General features: G+C 69.9%; 12 protein-coding genes. All 12 read left to right on the top strand.

From position 1 onward, the window contains the following. The first annotated feature begins 14 nt into the window (after nucleotides 1-14). Nucleotides 15-326: a helix-turn-helix domain-containing protein gene (locus OOZ48_RS00190; protein ID WP_269494031.1), complete on the top strand. Its 312-nt coding sequence runs from the start codon at nucleotides 15-17 to the stop codon at nucleotides 324-326. Then, nucleotides 326-1,636, top strand: coding sequence for a type II toxin-antitoxin system HipA family toxin (locus tag OOZ48_RS00185; protein WP_269494029.1), 1,311 nt, complete (start codon nucleotides 326-328; stop codon nucleotides 1,634-1,636). Before OOZ48_RS00190 ends, OOZ48_RS00185 begins: the two co-directional genes overlap by 1 nt. Nucleotides 1,637-1,763: 127 nt before the next feature. Beyond that, nucleotides 1,764-3,263, top strand: a complete 1,500-nt coding sequence (locus OOZ48_RS00180; protein WP_269494026.1) for a catalase — start codon at nucleotides 1,764-1,766, stop codon at nucleotides 3,261-3,263. Between the two features lie 222 nt (nucleotides 3,264-3,485). Further along, nucleotides 3,486-6,089, top strand: coding sequence for a DNA internalization-related competence protein ComEC/Rec2 (locus OOZ48_RS00175; protein ID WP_269494023.1), 2,604 nt, complete (start codon nucleotides 3,486-3,488; stop codon nucleotides 6,087-6,089). 116 nt (nucleotides 6,090-6,205) lie between these two features. After that, nucleotides 6,206-7,438 carry a 3-methyl-2-oxobutanoate dehydrogenase (2-methylpropanoyl-transferring) subunit alpha gene (locus tag OOZ48_RS00170; protein WP_269494020.1) on the top strand — a complete coding sequence of 411 codons (1,233 nt, stop codon included), beginning with the start codon at nucleotides 6,206-6,208 and terminating at the stop codon, nucleotides 7,436-7,438. Nucleotide 7,439: 1 nt separating this feature from the next. Further along, nucleotides 7,440-8,480 (top strand): alpha-ketoacid dehydrogenase subunit beta, encoded by a 1,041-nt coding sequence (locus tag OOZ48_RS00165; RefSeq protein WP_269494018.1) that lies wholly within the window; start codon nucleotides 7,440-7,442, stop codon nucleotides 8,478-8,480. Continuing rightward, nucleotides 8,480-9,853, top strand: a complete 1,374-nt coding sequence (locus OOZ48_RS00160; protein WP_269495375.1) for a dihydrolipoamide acetyltransferase family protein — start codon at nucleotides 8,480-8,482, stop codon at nucleotides 9,851-9,853. The genes OOZ48_RS00165 and OOZ48_RS00160 overlap by 1 nt, the downstream gene beginning before the upstream one ends. A 2-nt stretch (nucleotides 9,854-9,855) precedes the next feature. Next, complete coding sequence (lpdA, locus tag OOZ48_RS00155; protein WP_269494015.1) at nucleotides 9,856-11,274, top strand: dihydrolipoyl dehydrogenase; 1,419 nt, start codon at nucleotides 9,856-9,858, stop codon at nucleotides 11,272-11,274. Nucleotides 11,275-11,345: 71 nt separating this feature from the next. After that, nucleotides 11,346-12,284 carry an alpha/beta fold hydrolase gene (locus tag OOZ48_RS00150; protein WP_269494012.1) on the top strand — a complete coding sequence of 313 codons (939 nt, stop codon included), beginning with the start codon at nucleotides 11,346-11,348 and terminating at the stop codon, nucleotides 12,282-12,284. 48 nt (nucleotides 12,285-12,332) lie between these two features. Continuing rightward, nucleotides 12,333-13,163 carry a PHP domain-containing protein gene (locus OOZ48_RS00145; protein ID WP_269495374.1) on the top strand — a complete coding sequence of 277 codons (831 nt, stop codon included), beginning with the start codon at nucleotides 12,333-12,335 and terminating at the stop codon, nucleotides 13,161-13,163. Nucleotides 13,164-13,236: 73 nt separating this feature from the next. Beyond that, nucleotides 13,237-13,788: a transcription elongation factor GreB gene (gene greB, locus OOZ48_RS00140; RefSeq protein ID WP_269494009.1), complete on the top strand. Its 552-nt coding sequence runs from the start codon at nucleotides 13,237-13,239 to the stop codon at nucleotides 13,786-13,788. An 86-nt stretch (nucleotides 13,789-13,874) separates the two neighbouring features. Continuing rightward, nucleotides 13,875-17,915, top strand: a complete 4,041-nt coding sequence (gene purL / locus OOZ48_RS00135) for a phosphoribosylformylglycinamidine synthase (protein ID WP_269494006.1) — start codon at nucleotides 13,875-13,877, stop codon at nucleotides 17,913-17,915. The last annotated feature ends 67 nt before the right edge of the window (nucleotides 17,916-17,982 follow it).

The raw sequence follows: 17,982 nt of genomic DNA, 5'->3' as shown, positions 1-17,982 counted from the left end.
CCAGTTAGATATTCATGATGATCACTCTCCCCAGGCAACTGGCTTCGGCACGGCGCCATCTCGGCCTGAGCCAGGAACAGCTCGCAGACCGGGCGGGCCTCAGCCGCATGGCCGTCCAGAAGGCGGAATCCGGCGCGACGGATCCCCGGCTGTCGACGCTCGCAGTCATGGCGCGCGCGATGGGCATGGAATTGATGCTTGTGCCTTCGGCCATCCGCCGGGACGTGCAGCAATTCGTCCAGTCGGGCGGCCGCCTGCTGGGCCAGCCCCCCGGCGTGGGGGCGCCCGGTTCGGCGGTCGACGAGGTGCTTGGGCGGGACGCCTGATGGATACCGCCATCCACTATTTGCGGCTGTACTTCCATTGTCCGGACGGACGCCGGCGGGCGATCGGCCATTTGTCGCGCTATGGGGACATCTTGCGGGTCTCGTTCGATCCCGATTATGTCGAGGACCCTGGGCGTCCGACCGTGTCGCTCAGTTATCGGGGCACCGACGAGGCCGCCACGCGCGCCATCCTGACCGCGATCCGCGATGCGCGGCTGACGCGGGCCGATGGCAAGTGGCCGGCGTTCTTCCAGAACCTGCTGCCCGAGGGCCACAACCGCGAGCGCCTCGCCCGCGCGCGGGGCTGTGCCCCCGAGGACGAATTCGAGCTGCTGGCCGCCGCCGGCCATGACCTCATGGGCGCGCTCGAGGTCGAACCCGTGCCACCGGACGAAGGCATTCCCGACGCGGTACGCGTGTGGCACACGGTCATGGGATTGGACGTGCTCGAGCCAGGATTCGTCGAGTCCCCGGTCGAGGATGCCGCCTCGATTCCCGGCGTGGTCACCAAATTTTCCGCCGTCCGGGAGGGGCGCCGCTACGTCGTGCGCCGCCGAGGCGCGGCGGGCGCCTACATCCTGAAACTGCCCTCGATCCGGCATCCCGACCTGGTGGCCAACGAATACGCGGCCTACCAGCTGGCTGGCGCCCTGGGTCTGGATTGCGCGCACGCGGAACTCATCGGCCGGCGCGATGCCGACCTGCCCGAGGATCTGCCTTTCGAGGACGTCCTCGTCGTGCGGCGCTTCGATCGCGGCCCGGACGGGCGGCGCATCCACATGGAGGAATTCAACCAGATCCTCGGCTACGAGCCGCGGCACAAGTACGGCAAGGGGATTTTCGAGGACTATCCGGCGATGCTGCGCATCATCGACCGGTTTTCGGCCGACCCCGCGCGCGATGCGCAGGAATTCGTCGGCCGCTTCGTGGCCTTCGTCCTCATGGGGAACACCGATGCGCACCTCAAGAACTGGGCCGTGCGTTATCCGGACGCCGCCGAGCCCGTCCTCGCGCCCTTGTACGATCCGGTCTGCGTGACCGCCTTGTTCGATCGCGTGGGGCCGACGGACTATGCGGTCAATCGTGCCATCGATGCGCGCCTCAGGACCTTTGATTGGGCGGACCTGGCCCGCTTGCTCGAACTTGCGCGGGTCCCCAGGGCCGCGCGCCTCCTGCAGGTGGCCAAGGCCACCGTCCGCGCCGCGCAGGATCGCTGGCCGGCCATCCTCGAGACCGCGCCCGAATCGATGCGCGCCGCCATCCTGGAAAGGCTGGACCGCGGCGTGGCCCTCACCCGCGGCCTCGGCTGAATCCAGGCATCCCGCGCGAGGCGCGCCGCGGGGGCTTCTGCCGAGGGCGGCCGGCCTGTATAGTGGTCTTCGTCCGACCCGCCGCCGGCGGGCTTGTTCGTTGACGTTTTGACGGAAGGAGCAAGATATGAATCGACCGAAAGACACTGATGCCATTGGCTCGACCACCGGCTCCGGGGCGCCCGCACCCAGCGACCGGAATTCCCTGACGGTGGGCCCGAACGGGCCCATATTGCTTCACGACGTGCACTTTCTCGAGCAGATGGCGCACTTCAACCGCGAAAAAGTGCCCGAGCGCCAGCCGCATGCCAAGGGCGCCGGCGCATTCGGCACATTCCAGACCACGGCCGACGTCTCGGCCTACACCAAGGCCGCGTTGTTCCAGAAGGGCTGTACGACCGAGATGCTGGCGCGCTTTTCCACCGTGGCGGGCGAGGCCGGCAGCCCCGACACCTGGCGCGACGTGCGCGGCTTTTCATTGAAGTTCTATACCACCGAGGGCAATTACGACCTGGTGGGCAACAACACGCCGATCTTTTTTCTGCGCGACCCGATGAAGTTCCCGCACTTCATCCGCAGCCAGAAACGCCTGCCCGATTCGGGCCTGCGCGACAATCACATGCAGTGGGACTTCTGGACCAGCAATCCGGAATCCGCCCACCAGGTGACGTACGTGATGGGCGACCGCGGTCTGCCGCGCACCTGGCGGCACATGAACGGCTACGGCTCGCACACCTACATGTGGATCAACGCCCAGGGCGAGCGCTTCTTCGTCAAATACCATTTCCACACCCGGCAGGGCATGGAATTCTTCAGCAACCAGCAGGCCAAGGACATGGCGGGCCTGGACGCCGATTATCACCGCAGGGACCTGTTCGAGGCCATTGCCCGGGGCGAGCATCCCAGCTGGACGCTGTCCGTGCAGATCATGCCGTACGACGAGGCCAAGGCGTATCGCTTCAATCCCTTCGACCTGACCAAGACCTGGTCGCACAAGGACTATCCGCTGATCGAGGTCGGCACGATGACGCTCGATCGCAACCCCGAGAATTTCTTTGCCCAGATCGAGCAGGCCGCGTTCTCGCCGGGCAACACGGTGCCCGGCATCGGCCTGTCGCCCGACAAGATGCTGCTGGGCCGCGCCTTTGCCTACAACGATGCCCAGCGCAACCGCATCGGCACGAACTTCCACCAGTTGCCGGTCAACCGGCCCAAGGTCCCGGTCAACACGTATATGTTCGACGGACACATGGCCTACGAGCACAGCGGCAGCCAGCCCGTCTATGCCCCGAATTCGCAGGGACGCGCCTGGGCCGACCACACCGGCAAGGTCGAGGACGGCTGGGAAACCGACACCGAGATGGTGCGCAGCGCCTACACCCTGCATGCCGAGGATGACGACTTCGGCCAGCCCGGCACGCTGGTGCGCGAGGTGTTCGACGACGCGCAGCGCGACCGCCTGGTGGAAACCGTCGCGGGCAGTCTGCTGGGCGGCGTGCGCAGCCCCGTGCTGGAACGCGCGTTCGAGTACTGGAAAAATATCGATGCCGACGTGGGCCGGCGCATCGAGGACACAGTGCGGGCGGGCGCGGCGCCTGAACCCGCCGCCGGCATGAGCGAAGCCTAGCCGTCTCGCGGGGGCCGCGTTCGCGACCCCCGCCATGGGCCGGCCTTGGGCGCCGGCCCGAACCCCGTGCAATCCGAAGTGCCGCCGGTGTCCCGATGGGCGCCCCGGGTGGCGCCGCGAGCGCTACGCTGAAACCCTTTGCATGCGCGCCACGGTGCCGTGGATCGACGCCGTGTCCGGCGTCTCGGTGGCATCGACGGACCGGTGCGCGGGGGAGGGTACATGATCGGCCGGCTGGCCGCATTGGGTTTCGTCGGCGGCGTGACGGCGGCGCATGGGCTGGCCGATCTGCCGAACCCTGCCTGGGCGATCCTTGCGGCCGTGCCGGCGGCGGGGGTGTGGCTGGCGGCGGCGCAGGTGCACCGCCGGCGCGGCGGCTTGCCCGGCAGGGCGGGCGTGGTCCTGGCCGCGCATGCGGCGGGCGGCGCCCTGGTGTGGCTTGCGGCCTGCGGCGGCTTTGCCTGGACGGTCGCCCTGGCGCAGCATCGGCTGGCCGACGCCCTGGCCGACATCAACGTCGATCGCGTGACGCGGGTGGACCTGCGCATCGTCGGTTTGCCGCGCCTGGATCCGGATCGCCGCCGCTTCGAGGCCGAGGTGCTGTCGGCGCGTCCCGGGGGCGTGCCGCGGCGGATCCTCGTCACCTGGGGCGCGCCCGGGTGGCGCGGGCCCTATGCGCCGCCCGCCGAACCGACGCCCGCCTTTCCGCTGCTGGCCCCCGGCCAGGTCTGGCGCATGGCGCTGGTCACGCGGCCGGTGCATGGCGCCCTCAATCCGCATGCCTTCGACACCGAGCGCCATGCCTTTGCGCATGGGATCCGCGCCACGGGCACTGTGCGCGGCACGCCGCAATTACTGCGTGATGATCCATGGACCAGCCTCGAGGTCCTTGCCCAACGCGCGCGCCATGCGGTGCGCGAGGCGCTGCAAGCGACACTGGGCGGCATGCGCTACGGGCCGGTGCTGCTGGCCTTGGCGATCGGCGACCAGGATGGCGTGGACGACGGCGACTGGCGCACCTTCAATCGCACCGGCATCACCCACCTCGTGTCGATCAGCGGCTCGCACATCACCATGATCGCCGCCTTTGGCGGGCTGGCGGCGTACGCCGCGTGGCGGCGCCTGCGCTGGCGCGGCAAGGCGCTGGCCGAATATCTGCCGGCGCAGATCGCGGCGGCCTGGGCCGCGCTCGCCGTGGCGTGGCTGTATTGCCTGTTGGCCGGCTGGGGGGTGCCGGCGCGGCGCACCTTCATGATGCTGGCGGTCGTGGCAGGCAGCCACGTCCTGCGCCTGCGCCTGGGAGGCTCCCGCATTCTGGCCGCGGCGGCGGTGGCGGTGCTGACCCTCGATCCCTGGGCGGTGCTGGCCAGCGGATTCTGGTTGTCCTTCGGCGCGGTCGCCGTGCTGCTGGCGGTGTCGGCCCGGGCGTCGGCCGATGCGGCGGTTGCGGCGGACTCCGGGGATGTCTCAGGCACGGCGGGTGGCGGATTCCCGCAGCCGGCGATGGCGCAGCGGCTGCGCCACGCCTTGTCGCTGGCGGTGCGCGCCCAGATGGCGGTCACCCTGGCCCTCATGCCGCCGTTGGCGTGGCTGTTCCACGAGGTCTCGGTGGTGTCGCCCCTGGCCAATGCGTATGCGATCCCCCTGATCGGCTGGGTGGTCACGCCGCTGTCGCTGCTGGCGGCGGCCTGCGCCCTGGTGCCCGGCGGCGCCTGGCTGTCGCAGTCCATCGCCGCTGTGGGGCATGAGGCGCTGGCGGCCATGATGCGGCCCACCGAGTGGCTGGGCGGCCTGCCCGCGGCGCACTGGCCGGTGGCGGCCGCGCCTGTGGCGTTGAACCTGCTGGCCTGCGCCGGGGTGATCCTGGCCTTGTGGCCGGCCGGCTGGCGCCATCGCCGCCTGGGCTGGCTGGCGATGCTGCCGCTGCTGTTCTGGGTGCCGGCGCGGCCCGCCGAGGGCGACTGGACGCTGCATGCGCTGGATGTCGGGCAGGGCAGTGCGCTGGTGCTGCATACGGCGCGCAGCACGCTGGTGTTCGATGCCGGCGCGCGGCGCAGCGCGCGCTCGGACGAGGGCTTGCGCACCGTGGTGCCCTTCCTGCGGGCGCAAGGGGTGCGGCGGCTGGACGTGCTGGTGGTGTCGCACGCCGACCTGGACCACGCGGGCGGCGTGCGCAGCCTGCTGTCGGGGCTGCCGGTGGAACAGTCCTACAGCTCGTTTCCCTTGAGCCCGTGGCTCGCGCGCGAAGCGCGCAAGCTCGGCGCCGCGCCGCCGCCCGGGCCCTTGGCCGAGGTGCCGTGCCGGCACGGCGCAAGCTGGCGGGTGGACGGGGTGTCCTTCGAATTCCTGTGGCCATTGGACGAGGCCGCCGGCGCGCGGCGCGCCGACGCCAACGCATCCAGTTGCGTGCTGCGGGTGCGCGGCGCCCACCATACGCTGCTGCTGACCGGCGACGTCGATGCCCGTTCCGAGGCGGCGTTGCTGGCGCGCGGCCTGGGGCCGGCGGACGTGGCGGTGGCGGCGCACCATGGCTCGGCCACCTCGTCCACGCGGGCCTGGGTCGACCGCCTGGCTGCGGCCCACGTCATCGTGCAGGCCGGCGCCTGGAATCGCCACGGCCATCCCGCGCCTGCGGTGGCGGCCCGGTGGACGCGCGCGGGTACGCGCCTCTGGCGCACCGACCGCGACGGCGCGATCCTTGCCCAATCGCGGGCTGGGGCGCTATCGTTGTACAGTGCATTGGAGTCGTCGCGGCGGTATTGGCACGACGGGCGGCTGCACTGGAAAACCGCTGGATCGCCGTTCCCTCCGATCAGGGGTTTCTAGTGGTCTTTGCCATCTTGCGCGACGATGCGGGATCGGCGATGATGCGCTTGCCGTCCACAAGACGACGCTGGGTCCCCGGTGGGGAACTGTGAAAAATCCAAAAGATTTTTACGACCATGAGACAAAAACCGCTAGCATTCTACGTGCCCGAACCCTCGGGCCGTCCCGGTCACGCGACCGACTTCTCGTACCTGCGCCTGCAGCCGGCCGGCGCCGCGCCCAAACCCCCCATCGACGTCCCGCCCTACGACACCCGCGACCTGGCCATGGGTCTGATCCGCGTGCTCGACGAGCACGACGAGGCGGTCGGGCCCTGGGCCGAGGACCCGCCGGACGACGAGCTGTTGCGCAAGGGGCTGCAGGCCATGATCAGGACGCGGATCTTCGATGCCCGCGTGCTGATCGCCCAACGCCAGAAAAAGACCTCGTTCTACATGCAAAGCCTGGGCGAGGAGGCGATCTGCATCGGCCAGGTGCTGGCCATGCGCGACGGCGACATGCATTTTCCGTCCTATCGCCAGCAGGGCCTGCTGATCGCGCGCGACTATCCGCTGGTCGAGATGCTGTGCCAGATCTTTTCCAACGACAAGGACCCCCTCAAGGGGCGCCAGCTGCCGGTGCTGTACTCAGTGCCGGAAATGGGATTCTTTACCTTGTCGGGCAACCTGGCCACGCAGTTCCCGCAGGCCGTGGGCTGGGCCATGGCCTCGGCGATCAAGGGCGACACCCGCATCGCCGCGGCCTGGATCGGCGACGGCGCCACGGCGGAATCCGACTACCAGACGGCGCTGACCTTCGCCCACGTGTATCGCGCGCCGGTGATCCTGAACATCATCAACAACCAGTGGGCGATCTCGACCTTCCAGGGCGTGGCCGGCGGCGAGGGCATCACGCTGGCGGCGCGCGGCATCGGCACGGGCCTGGCCTCGCTGCGGGTGGACGGCAATGATTTCCTGGCCGTATACGCGGCCTCGAAATGGGCGGCCGACCGCGCCCGCAACAACCATGGCGCCACCCTGATCGAATGGGTCAGCTACCGCGCCGGCCCGCATTCGACCTCGGACGACCCCTCGAAATACCGGCCCGCCGACGACTGGGCGCGCTTTCCGCTGGGCGATCCCATCACCCGCCTCAAGCAGCACATGATCCGGCGCGGCATCTGGTCGGAACAAGAGCACCAGGCCACCCAGAAGGCCTGCGAGGCCGAGGTGGTCGCCGCCCAGAAGGCGGCGGAGTCCCACGGCACGCTGGCCAGCGGACGGACCTCCAGCGTGGCCACCATGTTCGAGGACGTCTACAAGGACATGCCGGCGCACCTGCGCCGCCAGCGCCAGCAACTGGGAGTCTGACATGGCGGAAAAAACCAAGCTCAAGACGCGCCCGATGACCATGATCCAGGCCCTGCGCTCGGCCATGGACATCATGCTCGAGCGCGACGACGACATCGTGATCTTCGGCCAGGACGTCGGCTATTTCGGCGGCGTGTTCCGCTGCACCGAGGGCCTGCAGGCCAAGTACGGCAGTTCGCGCGTGTTCGATGCGCCGATCTCCGAGAGCGGCATCGTCGGCGCGGCCATCGGCATGGGCGCCTACGGCCTGCGACCGGTGGTCGAGATCCAGTTCGCCGATTATTTCTACCCGGCCACCGACCAGATCTTTTCCGAGGCGGCGCGCCTGCGCTACCGTTCGGCCGGCGGCTACACCGCGCCCCTGACCATCCGTATGCCTTGCGGGGGCGGGATCTTCGGCGGCCAGACCCACAGCCAGAGCCCCGAGGCCCTGTTCACCCACGTCGCCGGCCTGCGCACGGTCATGCCGTCCAATCCCTACGATGCCAAGGGCCTGCTGATCAGCTCGATCGAGAACGACGATCCGGTGATCTTCCTCGAGCCCAAGCGCCTGTACAACGGGCCCTTCGACGGCCATCACGACCAGCCGGTCGTGCCTTGGTCCAAGCATCCCCAGGGCAATGTGCCCGAGGGCTATTACACGGTCCCCCTGGACAGCGCGGCGCTGTATCGCGAGGGCGGCGAACTGACCGTCATCACCTACGGCACCATGGTCTACGTCGCCGAGGTGGCGGCCCGCGAGGCCGGCATCGAGGCCGACATCATCGATCTGCGCAGCATCTGGCCGCTGGACCTCGAGACCATCCTCGCCTCGGTGCGCAAGACCGGGCGCTGTGTCGTGCTGCACGAGGCCACGCGCACCAGCGGCTTCGGGGCGGAGCTGGTCGCCTTGGTGCAGGAACATTGCTTCTACCACCTCGAGGCGCCGATCGAGCGCGTCACGGGCTGGGACACGCCGTATCCGCACTCGCATGAGTGGGCTTATTTTCCGGGCCCCAAGCGAGTCGCCGAGGCGTTCAAGCGTGCTGTGCGGGAGGCATGATGGGTACTTTCGTCATCAAGATGCCGGATATCGGCGAAGGGATTGCCGAGGTCGAACTGGCCGAATGGCACGTCAAGGTGGGCGACCCGGTGGTCGAGGACCAGGTGCTGGCCGACGTCATGACCGACAAGGCCACAGTCGAGGTGCCATCCCCGGTGCACGGCACGGTGGTCGCCCTGGGCGGGCAGGTCGGCGACGTGCTGGCCGTGGGCTCCGAGCTCATTCGCCTCGAAGTCGAGGGCGAGGGAAATGTGGACGCCGCCGCTGCGGCGCCCAAGGCCGGCGTGCGGGCCGGCGCCGCGGCCCTTCCCGAGGCGCGGGCCGCGGCGGCTCCGGATCGAACCGGCGATGCGGCCGATGAGGCGACCGACGGCGTTGCCGCCGACGCGCCGGCCGCGGCCGATGATCGGACGTCGGCTCGGCAGGCCGCGGCCCTGCCCGAGGCGGCGGGACGCCCCAGCGCCGCCATGCGCACGCCTTCACGCCCGGAGGGGCAAAAGCCCCTGGCCTCGCCGGCGGTGCGGCGGCGTGCCTGGGACCTGGGCATCACGCTGCAGTACGTGCCCGGCAGCGGGCCGGCGGGCCGCATCACGCACGGCGACCTGGACGCGTGGCTGGCGCGCGACCGCAACGACACCTCGGGCCGCACCACGGCATCGCTCTATGATGCGCACGACGAGGAAACCCAGATTCCGGTCGTCGGCCTGCGGCGCAAGATCGCGCAGAAGATGCAGGAGTCCAAGCGCCGCATCCCGCATTTCACCTACGTCGAGGAAATCGACGTGACCGAGCTCGAGGCGCTGCGCCAGACCCTCAACCAGCAGTGCGCCGCCGCGCGCGGCAAGCTCACGCTGCTGCCGTTCCTCGGGCGGGCCATGGTCCTGGCCCTGCGCGAGTATCCCCAGCTGAATGCGCGCTATGACGACGAGGCGGGGCGGGTCACGCAGTACGGGGCGGTGCACCTGGGCGTGGCGACGCAAACGCCCGCCGGCCTGATGGTCCCGGTGTTGCGCCATGCCGAAACCCTGGATCTCTGGTCCTTCGCGGCCGAGGTGCTGCGCCTGTCCGAGGCCGCGCGCAGCGGCAAGGCCGCGCGCGACGAACTCACCGGCTCGACCATCACCGTGACCAGCCTGGGCGCCCTCGGCGGAATCGTGTCTACGCCGGTGATCAACCACCCCGAGGTGGCCATCGTGGGCGTCAACCGCGTGGTCGAGCGGCCGGTGTTCGTCGAGGGGCACGTGACGGCGCGCAAGCTCATGAACCTGTCCTCGTCCTTCGATCACCGCGTGGTCGACGGCATGCATGCCGCCGAGTTCATCCAGTGCATCCGGCGCCATCTGGAATGCCCGGCCCTGTTGTTCGTGGAGTAAGCATGCAGACCCAAACCAACACCACATTGCTCATCATCGGCGGCGGCCCCGGCGGCTATGTGGCCGCCATCCGGGCGGGCCAGCTGGGCATTCCCACCGTGCTGGTCGAGGGCGCGGCCCTGGGCGGCACCTGCCTGAACATCGGCTGCATACCATCCAAGGCGCTGATCCACCTGGCCGAACGGTTCCAGGCGGCACAGGCGCTGGCGGACGGTGATTCGCCGCTGGGCATCCAGGCATCGCCGCCGACGCTGGACCTGACGCGCGGCATGGCCTGGAAGGACGGCATCGTCAAGCGCCTGACCACGGGGGTCGGCGCACTGCTCAAAAAGCACAAGGTCACGGTCGTGCGGGGCTGGGCGCGCATCGTGGACGGCAAGACCGTCGACGTCGAGCTCGAGGCCGCCCACGGCGTGCACGGCGGCAGCCAGCGCATCCGCTGCGAGCACCTGCTGCTGGCCACGGGGTCCGAGCCCACGGCGCTGCCTTTCATGCCCTTCGGCGGGCCGGTGGTGTCCTCCACCGAGGCCCTGGCGCCCGCGAACCTGCCCGAGCGCCTCGCCGTGGTGGGCGCGGGCTACATCGGCCTGGAACTGGGGACGGTCTATCGCAAGCTGGGCGTCGAGGTCGACGTGATCGAAGCCCAGGACCGGATTTTGCCGGCCTACGATGCCGAACTCTCAAAACCGGTGGCGGCCTCGCTCAAGGCCCTCGGCATGCGCACTCATCTGGCCACGCAGCTGCTGGGCCTGGCCGACGACGGCAAGGGCGTGCGCATCCAGGGCCAGGACGGCCGCGAGCGCATCCTGGCCGCCGATCGCGTATTGGTCGCTGTGGGACGCCGCCCGCGCAGCCGGGGTTTCGGGCTCAGCGCCCTGATGCTGGACATGGACGGCCTGGCGGTGCGCGTCGATTCGCAGTGCCGCAGTTCGATGCGCAACGTGTGGGCCATCGGCGACCTCACCGGCGAGCCCATGCTGGCGCACCGCGCCATGGCGCAAGGGGAAATGGTGGCTGAACGGATTGCCGGACATACCCGGCATTTCATTCCGGCGGCCATCCCGGCCGTATGTTTCACGGATCCCGAGATCGTCACCGCCGGCCTGTCGCCCCGGCAGGCCGCCGAGGCGGGGGTGGACGCCATCGAGGGCAGCTTTCCGTTCGTCGCCAACGGGCGCGCCATGACGCTGGAATCCAGCGACGGTTTCGTGCGTGTCGTCGCCCGCCGCGACAACCACCTGATCATCGGCTGGCAGGCGGTCGGGCGGGCGGTGTCCGAGCTCTCGGCGGCGTTCTCGCAGTCCCTCGAGATGGCCGCGTGCCTGGAGGACGTGGCCGGCACCATACACGCCCATCCCACGCTGGGCGAGGCGGTCCAGGAGGCGGCGTTGCGGGCGCTGGGGCGGGCTCTGCACATCTGAGGCGTGGCGCCCCGGGCCGCGGCGCCTCCCGGGGCCGCTACAATCAAGGGATGTCCACGACGAGACTATCCATGAGCACCCTTGAGGATTCCGCCGAACCCCGCCTCGACTACGTCACCTGCGTCAGTCCGGCCGGCACGCACCGCATGGCCTACTGGCAGTGGGGCGATCCGGCCAATGACCGCGTGCTGCTGTGCGTGCATGGCCTGACCCGCACCGGTCGGGATTTCGACATCCTGGCCCGCGCGCTGGCGCCGCACTACCGGGTGGTGTGTCCGGACGTGGCGGGGCGCGGCCGGTCCGACTGGCTGATCGATCCGGCGCATTACGCGGTCCCGCAATACGCCGCCGACATGCTCATGCTGATCGCGCGCCTGCGTCCGGCCCGGCTGGATTGGGTGGGCACCTCGATGGGCGGCTTGATCGGACTGGGGCTGGCCGGCACGCTGGCGCTGTCGGCCGGCATGCGTCCCCAGCGCGGCGCCTGGGGGCTGGGCGATGCGCCCGACGTCCCGCTGGGCCGCGTGGTGATGAACGACATCGGCCCGGCCCTCAATGCCGACGGCTTGGGCCGCATCGGCGATTACGTGGGCCAGGCCCTGCGCCTCGACAGCTTTGCGCAGGCCGTCGACTACGTGCGCACCGTTTCCGCCGGGTTCGGCCCACATGACCAGGCCGGCTGGGAGGCGCTGACCCGGCATGTGTTCAACGAGCAGGACGGCCACTGGATCAAGCACTACGACCTGCGGATCGCTCAGGCCTTTGCGCCGCAGTCGCCGGCCGCTGTCCAGGCCGCCGAGGCCCTGCTGTGGGGTGCCTGGGAGCACCTGCCCGCCGAGGCGCTGATCCTGCGCGGCGCACAGTCCGACCTGTTGCCGCGCGAGGTGGCACGCGCCATGCTGGAGCGCAATCCACGCGCGCGCCTGGTCGAGTTCGAGGGCGTGGGCCATGCGCCCACCCTGCGCACGGCCGACCAGGTCGACGCGATCCGGGACTTTCTGTTCGCCTGAGCATTTTCCGTCTTCCCGTCCCGGCGGGACGGCGGCTGGGAGACCACCATCAACATCGACCTGCACAGCCATTCCAGCCAGTCCGACGGCCTGCTGGCGCCCGATGAGGTCGCCGCCCGCGCCTGCGCGAACGGCGTCGACATGTGGGCGCTGAGCGATCACGACGAGCTCTCCGGCCTGCCGCAGGCGGCCGAGTCGGCCGCCCGCCTGGGCATGCGCTTCGTGCCGGGTGTCGAGGTGTCAGTGACGTTCTGCGCCGCCACGGTGCATATCCTCGGCCTGAACATCGATGCCTCGCACCCGGGTCTGGGGCGGGGCCTGGCGGCGGTGCGACGCAGCCGTTTTGCCCGCGCCCGCGAGATCGCCGATCGCCTGCAGGCCTGCGGGCTGGGCGACTGCTATGACGGCGCGCTGGCGCTGGCCCAGAACCCGGACCTGATCAGCCGCGCCCATTTCGCGCGCTACCTGCACGCGCAGGGCAAGGTGCGGAACATGCAGCACGCCTTCGACCGCTACCTCGGCGAAGGCAGGCCCGCCTATGCGCCCGTGCAATGGGCCTCGATGGAGGAGGCCGTCGGCTGGATCCAGGCGGCCGGCGGCAAGGCGGTGATCGCCCATCCCGGCCGCTACCGCTATACGCCCTTGCAGTTCGATGCCCTGTTCCAGCAGTTCAAGGCCTTGGGCGGGCGCGGGATCGAGGTGGTGTCCGGCTCCCATACGCCCCGGCAATACACGGAATACGAGCGGGTCGCGCTGCACTATGGTTTCGAGGCCTCGCGCGGCTCCGATTTCCACGGCCCGGCCCGCGGACGCCCCGACCTGGGGGCCTTGCCTGACCTGCCCGAGCGCTTGACCCCGGTCTGGCACGACTGGCTCTAGCCCGGGCGTTGGTCGCGCCGTTTGTCATATGAACACGAGCGGGGCCGGCGCCGGCCCCCTTCAGGAGCATGCCATGAACAAAGCCTTCGTCAAGGAATCCGAGGATGCGGACGACGACGACATCCCCGATGCGCCGGCCTTGCCGGAGGGCGTCAAGAACTACATGACCGTCCAGGGCCATCGCGCCCTGCACGACGAGCTGATGCATTTGATGAATGTCGAGCGCCCCGAGGTCGTGCAGACCGTGTCCTGGGCCGCCTCCAACGGCGACCGCTCGGAAAACGGCGACTACCTGTACGGCAAGAAGCGCCTGCGCGAGATCGATCGGCGCATCCGCTTCCTCACGCGGCGCCTGGAGCGCGCCGAGGTGGTCGACCCCTCGCAGCAGCCCAACAAGGACCAGGTGTTCTTTGGCGCCACCGTGGTGTACAGCGACAAGGCGGGCGAGGAGTTCGAGATCACCATCGTCGGCGTGGACGAGGCCGAGCCGCTGGCCGGGCGCATCAGCTGGGTGTCGCCGGTCGCGCGCGCCCTCATCAAGGCTCGCGAGGGCGACACCGTCGCCTTGCGGACCCCGGCGGGGCTGGACGAACTGGATGTGCTTGAAATCCGCTATCCGGATTGAGGGCTCGTGCCCCAGGCGTCCGTCTTCCGAGGGGTATCCCGGGGTAAAATAGAAGGCTTCATACCTATTTTTTGCCGCCCAGCCCCGTGACCCGCGTCCTCCTCATTTCCGGTTCCTCCGCCCTGTCAGCCTTTCGGCGCGCGCGCCTGCTGCAGGCGTTTTCAGCCCGGGGCCTGCCCGTCGCCTCGGTCGAGGCCCGTTTCCGCTATTACGTCGGGGTGGACGGCGAACTGGATGCCTCGGCCCGTGATCGGCTCGACGCGCTGCTGGACGACGGCCGGCCGCGCGAGGCTTCGGCCGCCGAGCGGCATGCGCTGGAATTCATGGTGGTGCCCCGGCCCGGCACGGTGTCGCCCTGGGCCAGCAAGGCCACCGACATCGCACACAACTGCGGCCTGTCGGCCGTGCGCCGTATCGAGCGCGGCATCCACTATGCGGTATTGCCTCAGCGCAATCTGCTGGGCCGGCGCGAATTCGACGCGGCGCAGCGCGAGGCCGTGGCGGCCTGCCTGTACGATCGCATGACCGAGGCGGTGGTCGAGGGCGATTTCGACGGCCAGGCGTTGTTCGCGCCCTTGCCGGGCAAGCCGGTCCAGGCCATTGCGGTGCTGGCGCGCGGCCGCGAGGCGCTCGAGGCCTGCAATACCGACCTGGGCCTGGCGCTGTCCGGCGACGAGATCGACTATTTGCTGCGCGCCTACACCGATCTGGGGCGCGACCCCAGTGACGTCGAGCTCATGATGTTCGCGCAGGCCAACAGCGAACACTGCCGTCACAAGATCTTCAACGCGCGCTGGACGGTCGACGGCCAGGCCCAGGAACGCACGCTGTTCGACATGATCCGCGAGACCCACGCGGCGCAGCCCGTCGGCACCGTCGTGGCCTATTCGGACAATGCGGCCGTGATGGCCGGCGGCCCCGCCCGACTGTTCCATGCGGGCGGCGAGTCGCCCGTCTATGCGCGCCACGACGCCCAGGTCCACACCTTGATGAAGGTCGAGACCCACAACCATCCGACGGCCATTGCCCCGTTCCCGGGGGCGGCCACGGGCGCGGGCGGCGAGATCCGCGACGAGGGCGCGACCGGCCGCGGCTCCAAGCCCAAGGCCGGCCTGACCGGCTTCACCGTGTCGAACCTGCGCGTCGACGATGCGCCCGAGCCCTGGGAGGACGCGGGCGGCGCGCCCGACCGCATTGCCAGCCCGCTGGACATCATGATCGAGGGGCCGATCGGCGGCGCGGCCTTCAATAACGAGTTCGGGCGTCCCAACTTGCTGGGCTATTTCCGCAGCTTCGAGCAGACGGTCGACGGCGTGCGCTGGGGCTACCACAAGCCCATCATGCTGGCCGGCGGACTGGGCCAGATCGACGCCCGCCTGACGCACAAGGATCCGCTGCCGCCGGGCGCGCTGCTGGTGCAGCTGGGCGGTCCCGGCATGCGCATCGGCATGGGCGGCGGCGCGGCCTCCAGCATGGGGGCGGGCGCCAACCAGGCCGAGCTCGATTTCGATTCCGTGCAGCGGGGCAATCCCGAGATGCAGCGCCGCGCCCAGGAGGTCATCGACCGCTGCTGGCAGCAGGGCGAGGCCAATCCCATCCTGGCGATCCACGACGTCGGCGCGGGCGGGCTGTCCAACGCCTTCCCCGAGCTGGTCAATGACGCGGGGCGCGGCGCCGTGTTCGAACTCGACCGCGTGCCGGTCGAGGAATCCGGCCTGTCCGCGGCTGAAATCTGGAGCAACGAGTCCCAGGAACGCTACGTTCTCGCCATCCTGCCGGCCGACCTCGAACGGTTCGGCCGCATCGCCGAGCGCGAGCGCTGCCCGTATGCGGTGGTGGGGATTGCCACCGAGGATCGCAGCCTGCGCGTCACCCATGGCGAAGGCCTGCCAGGCCTGGATGCCGAGCGTCCCGCGCCCGAGGGCATGCGGCCGGTGGACGTGCCGGTCGACGCCATCCTCGGCAAGCCGCCGCGCATGGCGCGCCGGGCCGAGCGCCTGGCGTTTCGCGGCGAACCCCTGGACCTGGCCGACATGGACCTGGGCGAAACGATAGAACGCGTCTTGCGCCACCCCACCGTGGCCAACAAATCATTCCTCATCACCATCGGCGACCGCACGGTGGGCGGCCTGTCCGCGCGCGACCAGATGGTGGGACCTTGGCAGGTGCCGGTCGCCGATTGCGCCGTCACCCTGGCCGACTATGAACAGGTGCGCGGCGAGGCCATGTCCATGGGTGAACGCAGCCCGGTCGCGGTTCTGGACCCGGCGGCCTCCGGCCGCATGGCGGTCACCGAAGCCTTGACCAATCTGGTTTCCGCCGACGTGGCGCGCCTCGAGGACGTCAAGCTCTCGGCCAACTGGATGGCCGCCTGCGGCGCGCCGGGCCAGGATGCGGCCCTCTATGATACGGTCGCCGCCGTCAGCGACTGGTGCCAGACCCTGGGCCTGTCGATTCCGGTCGGCAAGGATTCCCTGTCCATGCGCACCGCCTGGACGGACGAGGCGGGCGACCATGCCGTGGTGTCGCCGGTGTCGCTGGTGGTGACGGCGTTCGCACCCGTGGGCGACGTGCGCGCCACGCTGACGCCGCAACTGCGCACCGACCAGGGCGACACCGTGCTGCTGCTGATCGACCTGGGCGAAGGGCGCCAGCGCCTGGGCGGCTCGGTCCTGGGCCAGGTCCATGGCCGGATCGGCGACGAGGCGCCCGACATGCGCGACGCCGGCGTGCTGCGCGCGGCGTTCCTGGCCGTGCGCGAGCTGGCGGCACGCGGCCTGGTGCTGGCCTGCCACGACCGCTCGGACGGGGGCCTCCTGGCCGCCGCGGCCGAGATGGCCTTCGCCGGGCGCACGGGCGTGTCGCTGAACCTCGACATGCTCACCATCGATCCCCACGAGGCCGACGCCGGCGACTACAAGATCCGCGGCGAGCAAGTCGCCGTGCTGCGCCACGAGCGCAATCTGCGTGCCCTGTTCAATGAGGAAGCCGGCCTGCTGCTGCAGGTGCGGCGCGACCAGCGCGACGAGGTTCTGCGCAGCCTGCGGCAGGCGGGCCTGTCGCCCTGCTCGCACGTCGTCGGCATGCTCAACGGCAAGGCCGAGCTGCAGGTCTATCGCGACGGATCCTGCATCTACCAGCGTCCGATCGCCGAGCTTGGCCAGGCCTGGAGCGAGACCACGCGGCGCATCATGGCGCGCCGCGACCACCCGGACTGCGCCCAGGCCGAATACGACATTTGGCTCGATGTCGATGATCCCGGCTTGTCCCCGCGGGTGAACTTCGATCCCCAGGAGGACATCGCCGCCCCGTTCATCGCCACCGGCGCGCGCCCGCGCGTCGCGGTCCTGCGGGAACAAGGCTGCAACAGCCAGGTCGAGATGGCCTGGGCCTTCGACACCGCCGGATTCGAGGCCGTGGACGTGCACATGACCGACCTGCTGGCCGGGCGCGCCGACCTGCGCGATGCGCAAGGGCTGGTGGCGGTGGGCGGCTTCAGCTACGGCGACGTCCTGGGCGCGGGCGAGGGCTGGGCGCGCACCATCCGCTACAACGAGGCCCTGGCCGCGCAGTTCGCGGCCTTCTTCGAGCGCCCCGACACCTTCGCCCTGGGGGTGTGCAACGGCTGCCAGATGATGGCGGCCCTCGCCGACGCGATTCCGGGGGCCGGCCATTGGCCGCGCTTCACCCGCAACGTCTCGGAAAAGTACGAGGCGCGCCTTTCGCTGGTCGAAATCCTGGACTCGCCCTCGATCTTTCTCGCCGGCATGGCGGGGGCGCGCGCGCCCATCGCCGTGGCCCACGGCGAGGGCTACGCGAACTTCGAACTGCAGGGCGATGCCTCGCGCGTGGCCGAGGCCTTGGCCTACGTGGACAATCGCGGCGCGCGCACCGAGCGCTACCCGGCCAACCCGAACGGCAGCCCGGGGGGGCTGGCCGGCGTCACCACCGCCGACGGCCGTTTCACTATCATGATGCCGCACCCCGAGCGCGTCACGCGCAACGTCATGATGTCGTGGCGCCCCGAACGATGGGGCCCGGCCGATGCCGGCGGCGACGATGCGCCGCACGGCGGCTACAGCCCCTGGATGCGCATGTTCCGCAACGCACGCGTTTCGATAGGATAGTGCGGCATCGTCCCCATGGGCTGTGCTGTGCCTATCGAATCCGGGCGGCGTGCAAGCCGCGAGGTGG

Origin of the sequence: Castellaniella sp. S9 (genome assembly GCF_027257175.1) — a bacterium.
Lineage (GTDB): Bacteria > Pseudomonadota > Gammaproteobacteria > Burkholderiales > Burkholderiaceae_B > Castellaniella.
This window is presented reverse-complemented; position numbering and strand designations above follow the sequence as displayed.